This window comes from Maribacter litoralis (genome assembly GCF_902506355.1).
Taxonomy (GTDB): Bacteria; Bacteroidota; Bacteroidia; order Flavobacteriales; family Flavobacteriaceae; genus Maribacter; species Maribacter litoralis.
Map to the genome: position 1 here is coordinate 686,048 of NZ_LR733271.1, position 17,085 is coordinate 703,132.

General features: G+C 38.7%; 14 protein-coding genes. 9 read left to right on the top strand and 5 right to left on the bottom strand.

The window, feature by feature from the left end; all coding sequences use genetic code 11:
- The first annotated feature begins 72 nt into the window (after positions 1-72).
- From EXIGUO8A_RS02805 to EXIGUO8A_RS02830, 6 genes are all read left to right on the top strand, one after another.
- Positions 73-6,084: a beta strand repeat-containing protein gene (locus tag EXIGUO8A_RS02805; protein WP_159301848.1), complete on the top strand. Its 6,012-nt coding sequence runs from the start codon at positions 73-75 to the stop codon at positions 6,082-6,084.
- A 2-nt stretch (positions 6,085-6,086) separates the two neighbouring features.
- On the top strand, positions 6,087-6,740 hold the full coding sequence (locus tag EXIGUO8A_RS02810; RefSeq protein WP_159301849.1) for a hypothetical protein: 654 nt from the start codon (positions 6,087-6,089) through the stop codon (positions 6,738-6,740).
- Positions 6,741-6,744: 4 nt separating this feature from the next.
- Positions 6,745-7,926: a gliding motility-associated C-terminal domain-containing protein gene (locus EXIGUO8A_RS02815; RefSeq protein WP_159301850.1), complete on the top strand. Its 1,182-nt coding sequence runs from the start codon at positions 6,745-6,747 to the stop codon at positions 7,924-7,926.
- A 129-nt stretch (positions 7,927-8,055) separates the two neighbouring features.
- Positions 8,056-8,790 carry a M15 family metallopeptidase gene (locus EXIGUO8A_RS02820; RefSeq protein WP_116770004.1) on the top strand — a complete coding sequence of 245 codons (735 nt, stop codon included), beginning with the start codon at positions 8,056-8,058 and terminating at the stop codon, positions 8,788-8,790.
- Positions 8,791-8,829: 39 nt separating this feature from the next.
- The gene (locus EXIGUO8A_RS02825) at positions 8,830-9,600 is read left to right on the top strand and encodes a M48 family metalloprotease (protein ID WP_116770005.1); all 771 of its coding nucleotides are present in this window, start codon (positions 8,830-8,832) and stop codon (positions 9,598-9,600) included.
- A 136-nt stretch (positions 9,601-9,736) separates the two neighbouring features.
- Positions 9,737-9,904 carry a DUF6747 family protein gene (locus tag EXIGUO8A_RS02830; protein WP_164674138.1) on the top strand — a complete coding sequence of 56 codons (168 nt, stop codon included), beginning with the start codon at positions 9,737-9,739 and terminating at the stop codon, positions 9,902-9,904.
- Positions 9,905-10,013: 109 nt separating this feature from the next.
- Here EXIGUO8A_RS02830 and EXIGUO8A_RS02835 read toward each other — a convergent pair whose 3' ends face one another.
- Both EXIGUO8A_RS02835 and EXIGUO8A_RS02840 read right to left on the bottom strand, forming a co-directional pair.
- On the bottom strand, positions 10,014-10,400 hold the full coding sequence (locus tag EXIGUO8A_RS02835; RefSeq protein WP_159301851.1) for an ankyrin repeat domain-containing protein: 387 nt from the start codon (positions 10,398-10,400) through the stop codon (positions 10,014-10,016).
- 184 nt (positions 10,401-10,584) lie between these two features.
- Complete coding sequence (locus EXIGUO8A_RS02840; RefSeq protein WP_159301852.1) at positions 10,585-10,980, bottom strand: ankyrin repeat domain-containing protein; 396 nt, start codon at positions 10,978-10,980, stop codon at positions 10,585-10,587.
- Between the two features lie 225 nt (positions 10,981-11,205).
- Between EXIGUO8A_RS02840 and gpmI the strand changes: the two genes are divergently transcribed.
- Genes gpmI through EXIGUO8A_RS02855 form a run of 3 tightly spaced genes read left to right on the top strand, consistent with a single transcriptional unit; the run spans position 11,206 to position 14,336 of the window.
- Positions 11,206-12,723, top strand: coding sequence for a 2,3-bisphosphoglycerate-independent phosphoglycerate mutase (gene gpmI / locus EXIGUO8A_RS02845; RefSeq protein WP_159301853.1), 1,518 nt, complete (start codon positions 11,206-11,208; stop codon positions 12,721-12,723).
- 20 nt (positions 12,724-12,743) lie between these two features.
- A complete protein-coding gene (gene map, locus EXIGUO8A_RS02850; RefSeq protein WP_116770008.1) occupies positions 12,744-13,562 on the top strand; it encodes a type I methionyl aminopeptidase in 819 nt (272 codons plus the stop codon).
- A gap of 9 nt (positions 13,563-13,571) precedes the next feature.
- Positions 13,572-14,336, top strand: coding sequence for a class I SAM-dependent methyltransferase (locus EXIGUO8A_RS02855; protein WP_159301854.1), 765 nt, complete (start codon positions 13,572-13,574; stop codon positions 14,334-14,336).
- Here the strand turns inward: EXIGUO8A_RS02855 and EXIGUO8A_RS02860 are convergent, their stop codons facing one another.
- The 3 genes from EXIGUO8A_RS02860 to nqrF all read right to left on the bottom strand — a co-directional run bounded on the left by EXIGUO8A_RS02860 (position 14,337) and on the right by nqrF (position 17,084).
- Entirely contained in the window at positions 14,337-15,344 is a 1,008-nt protein-coding gene (locus EXIGUO8A_RS02860; RefSeq protein ID WP_159301855.1) for an FAD:protein FMN transferase, read from the bottom strand. It abuts the gene before it with no gap.
- Positions 15,341-15,703, bottom strand: a complete 363-nt coding sequence (locus EXIGUO8A_RS02865) for a Na(+)-translocating NADH-quinone reductase subunit F (protein WP_159301856.1) — start codon at positions 15,701-15,703, stop codon at positions 15,341-15,343. The genes EXIGUO8A_RS02860 and EXIGUO8A_RS02865 overlap by 4 nt, the downstream gene beginning before the upstream one ends.
- A gap of 73 nt (positions 15,704-15,776) precedes the next feature.
- Entirely contained in the window at positions 15,777-17,084 is a 1,308-nt protein-coding gene (gene nqrF / locus EXIGUO8A_RS02870) for an NADH:ubiquinone reductase (Na(+)-transporting) subunit F (RefSeq protein WP_159301857.1), read from the bottom strand.
- Position 17,085 lies beyond the last annotated feature (1 nt).

Below are 17,085 nucleotides of genomic sequence, written 5' to 3' on the forward strand. Positions count from 1 at the left end.
CACAACATATTCTATTTTTCTTACAAATCACCCCTTATTTTTACAGATGTTAACATATCCCCCAATACGTCAATGTCTACAAAAATTAAATTCTTTCTATTTTTCTCACTAATTTCCTTCTGTGTATCCGCACAGGTGAAAATAGGTCAGAATCCCAACACCATACATTCCGCTTCTATTGTTGAATTGGAAAGTACAGATAAAGCTTTTGTACTTACAAGACTTTCTACTGCACAAATGCAAGCAATAACACCATTGAACGGTGCTGTAGTCTATAACACAGATACCCAATGTGTTTACTATTTCAATGGATCTATTTGGACAAACCTTTGTGACGGCAACAACACTAGTGATTTTTCATTTGCCGATAATGGGGATGGCACTATTACCCTAGATGATGGAAATGGTAATACGGTTACTTTTAACGGAGCGGCACAAACTATTTCTACACTTAACGATAATGGTGATGGCACCTACACTTACACCAATGAAAACGGAATAGAAACCATTATTTCTATCGCAGTTACCGATAATCAAAATTTACAGACAGACAATACACCGGGGAATATAAGTATTGACAACGGTAATACTATTGCAATCAATGTAGACGATGCAGATGCAGACGCCCAAAACGAAATACAGACCTTAGATTATACTTCGGGAGTGCTTACCTTATCAAATGATCCAAATGCAACAACTGTTGATTTGTCAGCATTTGACCAAAACGCTGCAGATGATTTCTCTGGGAGCTTTAATGATTTAAGCGACCTACCTGCAAATTTAGATATAGATGCTACAGATGATTACAATACAGGAATTTCTTTTGATGGAACAAATTTAACCGTATCGGATGCCGGTGGCGATGTAAGTACCGATATTAGCGGATTGGCATATGACGATACTGCTATTAGAGCGGATATTGACCAAAACGAATTGGATGCCGATAATGCAATAGCAGCGGTAGATACCAAAATAGACAATCATATTCTTGCCGACGAAGATGTTTCTGCAACGAACGAACTTTCAGATATTTCCATCACAGGGACAACAGTAAACCTGACGAATCCTGCTGTCGGTGCTACCGGTGTCGATTTAGGAAATACTTTCGCTACGGATACAGAACTTGCGGATGCAATCACCGCTTCTGAAGCATTGGATCTAGATAAAGATGCCAATAACGAAACGAACACGGCTTTTACTTCTGCAACCAACACAATGACGATCACGGACAGCAATGGCGCTTTGGATGCTACCATAATAAACTCGAACGAACTAGATATCACCGCTGGAGAGATTACCTCTACCATCAACGGCGTGGCTTCCACTCCTATCGCTCTTCCTGTTGCCGATGGATCGGAAACTTTGGTTACCGCGGGAACGGACATCAGTGTCTCAGGTACAGGTGTTACCGGTGACCCTTATGTGGTTGCAAATACGTTTACTGAAATAGATGATAGCGTAACGAATGAAATAAATACTGCTTTTACTTCTGCTACCAACACATTGACGATCACGGACAGTAATGGCGCATTGACCGCTCCGATCGTAAACTCGAACGAATTGGAAATTACCGCTGGAGAAATCACTTCTACCATCAATGGTGTGGCTTCAACTCCTATAACACTTCCTGTTGCCGATGGATCGGAAACGGTTATCGATGACGGTACGAATACTACTATTGCAGGTGCAGGTACTGCCGCTAGTCCTTACACTATAGCTGTCCCGGATAACCTGGACAACTCGGTAACGAACGAAACGAACACCGCTTTCACCTCTGCGACGAACACAATGACGATCACGGATAGCAATGGCGCTTTGGATGCTCCTATCGTAAATACGAACGAACTGGATATCACCGCTGGAGAGATTACCTCTACCATCAATGGCGTGGCTTCAACTCCTATAACCCTACCTGTTGCCGATGGATCGGAAACTTTGGTTACCGCGGGAACGGACATCAGTGTATCTGGTACAGGTGTTACCGGTGATCCTTATGTAGTAGAAAATACATTTACTGAGATTGATGATAGCGTAACGAACGAAATAAATACCGCTTTTACTTCTGCAACCAACACAATGACGATCACGGACAGCAATGGCGCTTTGACCGCTCCGATCGTAAACTCGAACGAACTGGATATCACCGCTGGAGAGATCACCTCTACCATCAATGGCGTGGCTTCCACTCCTATCGCTCTTCCTGTTGCCGATGGATCGGAAACTTTGGTTACCGCGGGAACGGACATCAGTGTCTCAGGTACAGGTGTTACCGGTGACCCTTATGTGGTAGCAAATACATTTACTGAGATTGATGATAGCGTAACGAACGAAATAAATACCGCTTTTACTTCTGCAACCAACACAATGACGATCACGGACAGCAATGGCGCTTTGGATGCTCCTATCGTAAACTCGAACGAACTGGATATTACCGCTGGAGAGATTACCTCTACCATCAACGGTGTGGCTTCAACTCCCATCGCACTTCCTGTTGCCGATGGATCGGAAACGGTTATCAATGACGGTACGAATACTACTATTGCAGGTGCAGGTACTGCGGCCAGTCCGTATACCATTACCGTTCCGGATAACTTGGACAACTCGGTAACGAACGAAACGAACACCGCTTTCACCTCTGCTACCAACACAATGACGATCACGGACAGCAATGGCGCTTTGGATGCTACCATCGTAAATACGAACGAACTGGATATTACCGCTGGAGAGATTACCTCTACCATCAACGGCGTGGCTTCAACTCCCATCGCACTTCCTGTTGCAGATGGATCGGAAACTTTGGTAACCGCAGGATCGGACATCAGTGTCTCAGGTACAGGTGTTACCGGTGACCCTTATGTGGTTGCAAATACGTTTACTGAAATAGATGATAGCGTAACGAATGAAATAAATACTGCTTTTACTTCTGCTACCAACACATTGACGATCACGGACAGCAATGGCGCTTTGGATGCTACCATCGTAAATACGAACGAACTGGATATTACCGCTGGAGAGATTACCTCTACCATCAATGGTGTGGCTTCAACTCCTATAACACTTCCTGTTGCCGATGGATCGGAAACTTTGGTTACCGCGGGAACGGACATCAGTGTCTCAGGTACAGGTGTTTCCGGTGACCCTTATGTGGTTGCAAATACATTTACGGAGATTGATGATAGCGTAACGAATGAAATAAATACCGCTTTTGCTTCTGCAACCAATACATTGACGATCACGGACAGCAATGGCGCTTTGGATGCTACCATCGTAAATACGAACGAACTGGATATCACCGCTGGAGAGATTATCTCTACCATCAACGGTGTGGCTTCAACTCCCATCGCTCTTCCTGTTGCCGATGGATCGGAAACGGTTCTCAATGACGGTACGAATACTACTATTGCAGGTGCAGGTACTACTGCCAGTCCGTATACCATTGCAGTTCCGGATAACCTGGACAACTCGGTAACAAACGAAACGAACACAGCTTTTACTTCTGCGACGAACACATTGACGATCACGGACAGCAATGGCGCTTTGGATGCTCCTATCGTAAACTCGAACGAACTGGATATCACTGCTGGAGAAATCACCTCTACCATCAATGGTGTGGCTTCAACTCCTATAACACTTCCTGTTGCCGATGGATCGGAAACTTTGGTTACCGCGGGAACGGACATCAGTGTCTCAGGTACAGGTGTTACCGGTGATCCTTATGTGGTAGCAAATACTTTTACTGAAATAGACGATAGCGTAACGAACGAAATAAATACCGCTTTTACTTCTGCAACCAACACAATGACGATCACGGACAGCAATGGCGCTTTGGATGCTCCTATCGTAAACTCGAACGAACTGGATATAACCGCTGGAGAGATTACCTCTACCATCAACGGTGTGGCTTCAACTCCCATCGCACTTCCTGTTGCCGATGGATCGGAAACGGTTATCAATGACGGTACGAATACTACTATTGCAGGTGCAGGTACTGCGGCCAGTCCGTATACCATTACCGTTCCGGATAACTTGGACAACTCGGTAACGAACGAAACGAACACCGCTTTCACCTCTGCTACCAACACCATGACGATCACGGACAGCAATGGCGCTTTGGATGCCCCGATCGTAAACTCGAACGAACTGGATATCACCGCTGGAGAGATTACCTCTACCATCAATGGTGTCGCTTCCACTCCTATAACTCTACCTGTTGTCGATGGATCGGAAACTTTGGTTACCGCGGGAACGGACATCAGTGTCTCAGGTACAGGTGTTACCGGTGATCCTTATGTGGTAGCAAATACGTTTACTGAAATAGATGATAGCGTAACGAACGAAATAAATACCGCTTTTACTTCTGCAACCAACACAATGACGATCACGGACAGCAATGGTTCTTTAGATGCTCCGATCGTAAACACGAACGAACTGGATATTACCGCTGGAGAGATTACCTCTACCATCAACGGTGTGGCTTCAACTCCTATAACCCTACCTGTTGCCGATGGATCGGAAACGGTTCTCAATGACGGTACGAATACTACTATTGCAGGTGCAGGTACTGCGGCCAGTCCTTATACCATTGCAGTTCCGGATAACCTGGACAACTCGGTAACAAACGAAACGAACACAGCTTTTACTTCTGCGACGAACACATTGACGATCACGGACAGCAATGGCGCTTTGGATGCCCCGATCGTAAACTCGAACGAACTGGATATCACTGCTGGAGAAATCACCTCTACCATCAATGGTGTGGCTTCAACTCCTATAACACTTCCTGTTGCCGATGGATCGGAAACGGTTCTCAATGACGGTACGAATACTACTATTGCAGGTGCAGGTACTGCGGCCAGTCCGTATACCATTACCGTTCCGGATAACCTGGACAACTCGGTAACCAATGAACTTTCTGATTTAAGTTTAAGCGCTACCAATATTCTTACATTAACGAATCCATTAACTGGATCCAATCAAGTTGATCTTAGTACAATTTCAACAGATGATCAAACAGTTGAAATGTTCGCATTCAACGGTTCAACATTTGAACTTTTACTTAAAATTGAAGATGACCCTACAACTCAGGTAGCGAATTTATCCTCTCTATATGCAGACGGAACTGAAACAGAAATTACAGCAGGTGCCGGAATAAGTATAACTGGAGATGGGTCGAGTACATTACCATACAACATCATTAACGATTTTACGGAAGTTGATGGGAGTATTACCAATGAAACCAACACTAGTTTTTCCACTGTTGATGTGGCAGGGGTTGACTACTTAAGAATATCTGATTCTAATGGAGACTTAGATGTTCCTTTATCTGATTTATCACATACAGGTACTACAGGTTCTGTGTTTTTTGCAGGAGCCGATGGTACTCCAACTGAAAATAACAGCCAATTATTCTGGGACGCAACCAACAATAGGTTAAGTATAGGAAATCCATTACTAGGAACAAATAAACTTACCGTAAATGGAACAACTAGAACTAGTGGATTAAACAACTCTGATGGTAGTACAACCCTGCCATCTTATAGATTTTCTGATGATTCCGATACCGGTATTTACAGCCCTGCAGCCGATGAAATAGGTTTAGTTGTTGGTGAAATTGAAGCATTAAAAGTTGAAGAAACTTCGGGCAATACTTCAGTAATAATAAACGAAACTTTAGAATTGGAAGGTGCCGTATTAGATGAAAATGATTCCCCAGGAACAGCTGGTCAAGTATTAACTTCAACAGCCACTGGTACTGAGTGGGTAAATTCTATGAGCCCTATAAAAGCTATTGGAAAAATAAGCTCTGCCGGTACTGTTACCAAAGCAACAGCTGGAGTTACCGTCACTAGAATCAGTGTAGGTTATTACAGAGTTACATTGCCTACAGGTGCGGTATCTGATGCAGATTATATCATTCAATTAACACAACCTGGTAGAGGTGGTGCCGGTAACGACGATCCTGGCATCTCCTACTCCAACCAAACCTCGACTAGTTTTGAGGTTATCATCGGTGATAATGACAACGGCGGCACCGACCGATCAAGATTTGATTCTGAATTTATGTTCACTGTTTTAGACCTATAAAAATGAGATTAAAAAATTACATTCTATTAACAATCATTCTTCTAACAGGTGTTATTGCCAACGCCCAATTGGAAAGTGGTTTACTACTTGGCTTAACCAATGCCACAACCGCAGATATAAATGCTACAACAGATGCTGCCACAGGATCTTTGGTCTTTAATACGGATACAAATCAAGTATATGTTTTTGATGGTACGTCTTGGAGCCAAATGGGTCAAAAAACTACCTATACCGGTACGTTTAGAATTTCGGGAACAGGTGCGGTTTCCGTATCCGGAATTCCTTTTCAACCTTCATCAGTGTCGTTTGTAGCCTATGCCAATATTGAAGATTTCGATATTAATGCTGACAACGGGACTAGAAATAATGAAAATGGATTACCAAATGCTTATGGTAGTATGAAAGGATTTGCCAGAGATGACAATGGCACTATTACCGAACAAGTAATCTTCAACGGAGGTAGTGGTAATTCAATTAACGATATATCTAGATACGCTTCTAGCTCTCACAGTATCGGGTTACGTTATGCAAATCAAAATGGAGATAATTTAGGGTTAACCACCGCAACGGTTACTGCTTTCACAAGCAATGGGTTTACCTTAAATACAGACAATTATGCAGATGGAATTGTAGTAATATTCGAAGCACATCGATAAGAATATGAGAAACACATCAACTTTTATATATATCGTCTGTACTTTACTCTGTGCCTTAAACAGCTACAGTCAAGATGCCGTGCATAACTATGGAAATATTCAAATTCACGATGACGGTCTTGTTGGTTTTCATATGGATGTCATCAATAATGGTGCATTTAATCAAAATAAAGGATTGGTCGGTTTTTATTCCATGGATAAGGCGCTAACGATATCCGGTGGGTCAAATCCTATTTTTTATGATTTTGAAGTTGCCGTTGACAACGATCTTTATATAGATAATACTGTTGGGATTTCAAATAACGCCAGTTTTATAACAGGTGATATTGTTACCAATAGAATGGTATCCGAAGTCAATATAAATTTTCTAAACGATTCATTCTATATAGGCGAAGGCAATACCACAAAAGTAGATGGCTATGCAGCAATGAGCAATAAATCTGAATTTACCTACCCAATTGGCCAGTTCGATAAATTACGTCCATTGACGATTGCATCCGAAAGTTCTAATGATTATACCAAAGCAGCCTATTATTATGAAGACCCCAACACCCCAAGTATTATTGGAACAAGTTTCGATACCAGTTTAACCGAAAACCAATTTTTATCGGTTAGCGAATATGAATTTTGGCATTTAGAAGGTAGTATTCCATCGAAAGTAACCTTAACCTGGGACCAAGATAGCAACGCCAATCTTTACGGTGATTTTATTACCGACCTAAAAGTGGTAGGTTGGAGTATTATTGATAAAGTTTGGGTAAATCTTGGAAATTCTAATGTGGAGGGAGATTTTAACAGTGGCTCAATAACTTCAGAGGACTTTGTACCAAGTGACTATGAAATAATAACTATTGGCGGAAACTCCGACCTTTTAGAAACCGTGTCCAATATTACATTAGACAACTATTATATGACTCCTAATGGTGATGGTATAAACGATTATTTAGAAATTGAAGGAATAGAAGGGTCACCGAACAACACCTTACAAATCTTCAATAGATATGGTAGAATGGTATTCTCAAAAAAGAACTACACTAACGAATTTAACGGCATTTCTAATGTAAATGGTGTAATTGCAAAAAATATAGGTTTACCATCTGGTATTTATTTTTACATAATTACCTTAAACGACTTAAATATCAAACACCAAGGATATTTATACCTTTCGACAAGAGAAGAAAATTAATCTTACATACCATAAGATCAATAATCACTATTTTTACTTTAATAATACAGATTTTACCGCATTCAAAAGTATTTTATCTTTTGATCGAGTTTGGCAAATAAATTGCTCCATTAACATCAATATTTAGATATGCAAAGAAGAACATTTATAAATAGAAGTAGTTCCGCAGCCTTAGCACTTGCTCTTGCTCCAACAATATTTATTCAAGAAGAAAAGGAATATGGCATTCTTGAACTTATGGGCAAAGAAGATATAGAGCTATTCGGTAAGGGTATCAACTTAAGAAAAGAAGCTCATGATGCCTTTATAGAAATGAAAAAAGCAGCATATAAAGATGGTATTGATTTAAAAATAGTATCTAGTTATAGAAGCTACGATAGACAAGAAGCAATTTTTGAGCGCAAATTTTTGCAATATACAGATGATGATGGCATGAACCCTACCGACGCCATTGATAAAATTATTGAATATTCTACCATACCTGGTACCAGCAGACATCATTGGGGTACCGATATTGATGTTGTGGACGGCTACAGAAAAGTGGAGGGTGATGTTTTGGTTCCTCACAAATATGAAGGTGATGGTCCTTATGTCGATTTTAAAAAATGGATGGATGAAAACTCTGAAACCTATGGTTTTTATTTAGTTTATACCAATGAGCCAAAAAGAAGAGGTTTTAAATATGAGCCTTGGCATTATAGCTATGCACCATTATCTATACCTATGCTTGAACAGTACAGAAGTAAAAACGTGGCATCCATTATAATTCGCGAAGATTATTATGGTGCCGAGCATTTTACTATGAACTTTTTGAAGTCTTACATACAAAATAATATTTTAGATATCAATAGAAAGCTTTTATAAGCATTTTGTACATTAGAGCCTGTACTATAACACTTTACCATGAGAAGAGGAAGTTGGAAAATTAGAATATTCATAGGATTGGCCATTGTTGCCTTCGCATTTATACAAAAATGCAGCAACACCGAAGAGAACCCTTACACCGGTCGTTCACAGCATATTACCATGACCCCTGATCAAGAAATTGCTATAGGCTTACAAAGTGCCCCAGAGATGGCACAGCAGCACGGCGGACTTTATCCCGATCAACGTTTGCAGTCGTTCGTTGCGTCTGTAGGAAACAAATTGGTTCAAAACAGTATTGCTAGGGAAACACCTTATGAATATGACTTTCATTTATTGGCAGATGACCAAACCATAAATGCTTTTGCGTTGCCTGGTGGGCAATGTTTTATTACGTATGCACTATTTTCTCAACTTAATGAAGCGCAATTAGCCGGGGTTTTAGGGCATGAGATAGGTCATGTTATCGGTAGGCATTCCGCTGAAAGAATTGCCGATAGCCAAACTTGGCAAACCGCTACCATGGGTGCAACTGTAGGTGCAGGAGATATGGGCAGCATTGTAGGCAGTATAGGACAGAGCACTTTATTGAAAAACGGTAGAGGCGACGAATTGGAAAGTGATGAACTAGGTGTACTTTTTATGATTCAATCTGGATATGACCCTTACGAAATGGTAACGGTAATGGAAATTTTAAAAGCAGCTGGCGGACCAAACCGTACCCCTGAATTTCAAAGTACCCACCCAGATCCTGAAAATAGAATTGAAAAAATTAAGGAAGCTATCGCAAAGTATAAAAATCAAGGTTAATCCGATTTTTTGAGCACTTTATCCAGAGCCTTTTATACCCTACTGATATTTTTGTAACTTTGGGTAAGTCCCAAGCTTATTTTACCATTTATCGATAGCCTTTATAGCTATGATTTAATCATAGAAGAACACTATAATGGGAACAATTACACATTTCAGAAACTTGTACGTGCAAGCTTTTGAAAACTGCAAACCAGAAATATTGGTTGCGTTTTTAAAAGTTTACTCGGTATTTTGCGCCCTAATGATATTTATGGCAATGTACGCCTTCGTTGTTAGAGCCGTAAACGGATTTGATTTTTAACGCGTTTTACTCTTTTACCTGAACACTATTTGGAGTAGGATTTTGTATTAATTAAAAAAAGGTCCATTGAAAATTCAATGGACCTTTTTAAATTTTAGAATGCTGTTTATTAAGAATCTTGTTTAATAACATCCAACACATCCTTAGCGTTCGATTGTTTAGCATAATCTTTTGCGGTATACCCTTGGTCGCTTTTAATATTTAAATTCGCCCCGTTTAGAAGCAAAACCTTCATTACCTCTGCCTTATTGTAACGCGCAGCATACATTGCAGGTGTTAACCCTAATGACTTTTCGTTTAATTCCGCCCCAGTAGCTAACAAACTTCTAACTTCGTCTACATCTCCTTTTATAACTGCTTTACATAATGAACTGATTTCATCATTGGCAGAAATAGAATTTATAGTATAAGAGTTAGAGTTCTTAATATTGTCAACGTTAGCGCTTGCTATCGAAAACATTCCTAAACAGAATAAAAATGCAATTACTTTTTTCATAATATTTATATTTAAATTTTTATCAAAATTATCAATAACATAAATTTACATATATTATACTAAGAAAATAATAATATTAAGAATTAAATAATAAATATTTAACAATCAAGATAAGTTACTAAAAACTATGAGTTTATAAACCCAATCTTTTAGTCTTGCTAAAGAGTAAAAAAAGTATCGAAAATTAGCTACCGGTAGCTGTTTCGATAAGTTCTAGGGCCTCGGTTGCATTTGATAATTCAGCATAACGTTTTGCAGTATACCCTTGGTTACTTTTCATATCTAGGTCTGCACCATTGCTGATCAATACGTCTAAAATATCCACTTTATTGTAACGGGCTGCAAACATTGCAGGGGTCATACCCATAGATTTTTGATTTACATCTTCGCCCAAATCAATTAAGCGCTTTACTGTTTGTACATCTCCCTTTATTACTGCCTTACAAAAAGAACTAACATCTGCTTTTTTTATAAGTTCTGATGTAGTTGATGATGCAATTCGGTTAGTGTTTTCAGATGCCATAACTGTTGATCCCATGGTAAATGCTACCATAACTAATGTAAGAATTACTTTTTTCATGATGATTGATTTTAATTGATGAAGTACAATAGCGTACATTTTAATAGACTATTTAAAACTTAAAATGTTTCATCCTTTAACACTGTTATAACTAAACTTTAACAAACAAAACTCTTTTTCATGTTCAATTATGTTGTGTTACTGTACCTATTTAAAAAAGGCCCTTAATCTAGTAGCTAAACTTAACAGAACATAGTATTTTTGTATTCTTAAAACCTTGAGAAGATGAACAAAAAAGTAATCTTAATGATATTAGACGGTTGGGGCAAATCTCCAAATCCTGAAGTATCTGCAGTAGATAAAGCCAATACGCCTTTTATAGATAGTTTATATACCAAATACGCAAACTCCAATTTGCTAACCGACGGAATGAACGTAGGTTTGCCTGAAGGTCAAATGGGTAATAGCGAAGTTGGTCATATGAATTTGGGTGCCGGTAGAATTGTTTATCAAGATTTAGCTAAAATAAACAAAGCGGTCAACGAGAACACTTTGAGTTCTGAACCAGTACTAAAAAGTGCTTTTGACTACGCAAAGGAAAACAATAAAGATGTTCATTTTTTAGGCTTATTAAGTGATGGTGGTGTACATAGTCATACCAACCATATTAAAGGGTTAATTGCTGCCGGTAAAGAATCTGGTGTCAAAAATATGTATTTACATGCATTTACCGATGGTAGAGATGTTGATCCAAAATCTGGAAAAGGGTTTTTAGAAGATATCGTTCAATACGGCGCAGATAAAAACACAAAATTAGCCACTGTAATTGGTAGATACTACGCAATGGACCGTGACAAAAGGTGGGAACGTGTAAAAGAAGCTTATGATGTTATCGTAAATGCAGAAGGAGAAAAATCTACAGATATCGGTAAAACCATTCAGAAAAGTTACGATGCCGATGTTACCGATGAATTTATTAAACCAATTGTAATGACCAATACAGATGGCACACCTGTTGCATCTGTAAAAGAAGGCGATGTAGTTATTTTCTTCAATTTTAGAACAGATAGAGGAAGAGAACTAACTCAAGTATTAAGTCAGGTAGATATGCATGAACAAAACATGCACAAACTTGCACTGTACTATGTTACTTTGACCAATTACGACGAATCATACAATAACGTACACGTTGTATATAACAAAGATAATATCGTTGACACGCTAGGTGAAGTTTTATCCAATGCCGGTAAAAAACAAATTAGAATAGCGGAAACCGAGAAGTACCCTCATGTTACTTTCTTTTTCAATGGAGGTAGAGAGGTTCCTTTTGAAGGTGAATCTCGAATTCTATGTCCTTCACCAAAAGTGGCAACTTATGACTTGCAACCAGAAATGAGCGCTTTTGAAATTAGGGATAAAATTATACCAGAAATCAATAAAGGAGATGTTGACTTTATCTGTTTGAACTTCGCAAATCCTGATATGGTTGGTCATACCGGTGTTATGGAAGCAGCAATTAAGGCTTGTGAAACAGTTGACGAATGTGCAAAAGACGTTATTACTGCAGCTATCGAAAAAGATTTTTCTGTAATCGTAATCGCTGACCACGGAAATTGTGAAACCATGCTTAACGAAGATGGTTCTCCAAACACGGCACATACGACCAACCCTGTACCATTAATATTGGTCGATAAAGAAATTAATCATATTAATGATGGTGTATTAGGTGATATTGCACCAACTATTTTAAAACTAATGGGTGTGGAAAAGTCTAAATATATGACTCAAAATTCATTGGTATAAACCATTAGTATACAATTAGCATGATAAAATTAAAAACAGCTGAGGAAATTGAATTAATGCGTGAAAGCGCATTAATTGTTTCTAAAACATTGGGAATGATCGCTGCAGAAGTCAAACCGGGAGTAACAACTCTTCAGCTTGATGCCATGGCCGAAACTTTCATTCGTGACCACGGTGCGGTACCTGGTTTTTTAGGATTATATGATTTTCCAAATTCATTATGTATGAGCCCCAATGCTCAGGTAGTACATGGCATTCCAAATGACACACCATTGCAAGAGGGAGATATTATCTCCATTGATTGTGGTGCTCTAAAAAATGATTTCTATGGTGATCACGCTTATACTTTTGAAGTAGGAGAAGTGAGTCCTGAAGTTAAAAAGCTGTTAGAGGTTACCAAGCAATCGTTATACATAGGTATTCGTGAATTTAGGGTCGGCAACCGTGTAGGTGACGTTGGCTATGCCATTCAAAAATTTACAGAAGAGCATGGTTACGGTGTTGTTCGAGAATTGGTAGGGCATGGACTAGGCAGAAAAATGCATGAAGGCCCTGAAATGCCTAACTACGGTCGTCGCGGAAGAGGCAAAAAGTTTGTTGAAGGGATGACAGTTGCGATTGAACCCATGACCAATATGGGCACTAAGAGCATCAAACAACTAAAGGACGGATGGACAATACTTACTGCAGATGGTAAGCCTAGTGCTCACTTTGAACACGATGTAGCCATTGTAAATGGTAAACCAGAGCTATTATCAACTTTTAAATACATTTACGAAGCACTGGGCATAGAAAGTGATGAAGAAGATGAATTTACCTCTTCTACCGTGAAAAGCTAAGAAATACTGATGAAGAAAATTTTTAAATTTTTTCTTAACCTTGTTCCTAGACCAGTATTAATTTCCCTTAGTTATTTGGTAAAACCCTTTTTTAAGGCGTATTACCATGGCAACACTTATGAAGATCCTATTGATGGCAATACCTTTAGAAGTTTTCTTCCGTACGGATATGAAAACCCAAGAGAAAATGTACTTTCGCCTTCTACCCTATCATTAGAAAGGCACCGTTTATTATGGATGTTCTTAAAAGAGGAAACAGATTTTTTTACGGCTCATTTACACGTATTACATTTTGCACCAGAACAGGCGTTTTATAAAAGGTTTAAAAAGTTAAAAAACCTCAATTATGTCACTACGGACTTAAATTCTCCGTTAGCAGACGTGAAGGCAGATATCTGTAACTTACCTTTTGAAGATAATACCTTCGATGTTATTCTGTGTAATCACGTATTAGAACATATACCAGATGATACCAAGGCCATGTCTGAATTATATAGAATTCTAAAACCAGGTGGGTGGGGCATTTTTCAGATTCCGCAAGACTTGAATAGAGAAATTACCTATGAAGACAACACCATAACAGATAAAGTAGAACGGGCTAAAATTTTTGGACAGTATGACCATGTACGTATTTACGGCAGGGATTATTTCGATAAACTAAGAGAAATAGGTTTCACCGTTAACGAAATAGATTTTACCAAGCTTTTGAGCCAAGAAGAAATCGATAGGTACCGCTTAGCACAAGGGGAAATAATTCCTTTCGTAAAGAAATAATTACTCTACAACTACAGCTTTAAACCCTGCTGTCAAGAATTCTTGTGTATCGCCATTTTCATCGATATAAACGATATAGGCTTCTAATCTGTCATTTTCATTGATTACCTTAAACGCATCATCTAAATCCATTGCCATAAAAGCCGTGGCATAACCATCTGCAGTTGCACAATTATCTGCCAATATGGTTACCCCAAGGGTATTCGACAATTGTGTATAACCCGTTTTGGGGTTAACCGTATGTACATATTTTTTCCCACTTGCTTCATCTACCCTATATTTACGGTAATTACCAGATGAAGCCAGAGCCCTATTATTTAAGTTTATTAAAATTCTAGTGGACCTGTTTATTTTCATTTCAGGATCATCTATACCTACTACCCAAGATTTTTCCTTAATAACATTTCTTCCCTTAGCTACAAGCTCACCACCAACTTCAATTAAATAATTTTGAACTCCGTTAGCATCTAACATTGCAGCTAATCGGTCTATTGCATAACCCTTGGCAATTGAATTAAAATCTAAATAAATATTTGCATTAGACTTGACCACTTGATTATTTTGATTTAGCGATACCTTGTTAAGACCTACATAGTGTAAAAGACTATCCACTTTTAGACTATCCATTGTTATTTGCCTTTCCGGACCAAAGCCCCAAGCATTTACCAAAGTACCTACCGTAGGGTCAAAAAAACCATTTGTCTCTCGGTGTATCATTTTTGAAAGTTGCAGCACTTCTTTAAACATAGCATCTACAACTACAGTACTATCACCACTATTCACCCTAGAAATATCAGATTCTGGTATATAAGTGGATAAAGATTGGTTGATGACAGCAAATACCGAATCAATCTCCTGCTGCATATCCATTTCTTCAGCGGTGATGGAAATTATACTATAAGAAGTACCTAAAGCGCCACCTACATTTTGATTTCGAACCGCTTCCTTATTCTTACAAGATTGAATCAACCCTACAAAAACCATCAATATTAAAATACATTTTCTCATATCTCTACCAAACCATCATAATCCACAATATACTCCTCATTTAAATACACTGGTAAATTATGATCAGTAGCATTTACCAATCCTACACCGGCATAGAAAGTTGTTGCCTCAAATTTAAGAGCATGTTCTTTCATCTTCTTTAGGTCTGACATAAAAAACTCAAGATCTTTTGGATCACCAGGATACTCTATTGCCTTAACTACTACAAAACGCATTTGCTTATCCTTGGTGCAAACAAACTGCGGATTTTTTCGCAATTCACTATTCACCGCCAAAAATTCAAACCCCGCCTCTTCTAACTGTTTGCCAACAATATTCATTGCTAAGTTATGCAGCTCTTGTTCTGTTAATACGTGCATATGTAAATAAATTTATAAAAAAAACCGATACATTACATATCGGTTAAATTATTTAAAATCAACAACTTACAGCTTATCCGCCAAAGTCATCGAAACGTATATGTTCATCTGGGATACCGAAATCTTCACCCATCTTCTGAACAGCTTTGTTCATTAATGGAGGTCCACAGAAATAAAGTTCTATATCTTCTGGAGACTCATGAAGGCTTAAGTAGTTATCAATTACACAATTGTGAATGAAACCTACGAAACCATCACCAGGAGCATCTATATTTTCTTTTACTTTCCAGTTATCCTCTTCTAACGGCTCAGATAATGCCAAATAGAATTTAAAATTAGGAAACTCTTCTTCTAATTTATAGAAGTGATCTAAATAGAAAAGCTCTCTTTTTGAACGACCACCGTACCAGTAAGTCACCTTTCTATCGGTCTTCAATGTTTTGAATAAGTGATATAAATGAGAACGCATTGGCGCCATACCTGCACCACCACCTACGTATAACATTTCAGAATCTGATTCATTGATAAAGAATTCACCGTAAGGACCAGATATTGTACACTCATCACCAGGCTTAAGGTTAAATATATAAGAAGATGCAATACCAGGGTTTACATCCATCCAACCGTTCTTTGAGCGATCCCATGGCGGAGTAGCGATACGTACGTTCAACATAATCTCTCTACCTTCTGCAGGGAAAGAAGCCATTGAATACGCTCTTTCGACCGTTTCAGGATTTTTCATCACTAGAGGCCAAAGGTTGAATTTATCCCATTCAGCTTGAAATTTATCCGGAGTTTCATGCTCTTCTGGGTGTGCCGTAATATCTATATCGGCATACTTTACCTCACACTCTGGAATTTCAATTTGAATATAACCACCAGCCTTGTAGCCCATATCTTCTGGAATCTCAACTACAAACTCTTTAATAAAAGAAGCAACATTATAATTACGCACTACTTTAGCAGGCCATTTCTTAATACCGAATACTTCTTCTGGTATCGTAATTTCCATGTCTTGCTTTACCTTAACCTGACAGGCCAAACGAGCACCATGGTTCAATTCTTTTTTAGAAAAATGAGGAGTTTCGGTAGGTAATGCTTCACCTCCACCAGAAAGCACATGACACTCACATTGAATACATGTTCCACCTCCACCACAGGCAGATGGTAAAAATACTTTTTGGTTACCTAATGTAGATAACAAAGATCCACCTGAATCAACTTCAATTTTCTTTTCTCCGTTAATGGTAATGGTTACAGGACCAGATGGAGAAAGTTTTTGTTTGGTAAACAGAAGCAATGCTACTAACACCATCAACAGTATTAGAAATGCGACAACAGTTATCAGTATTGTTCCGCCAGTACTTGCAGCTAAAATCATA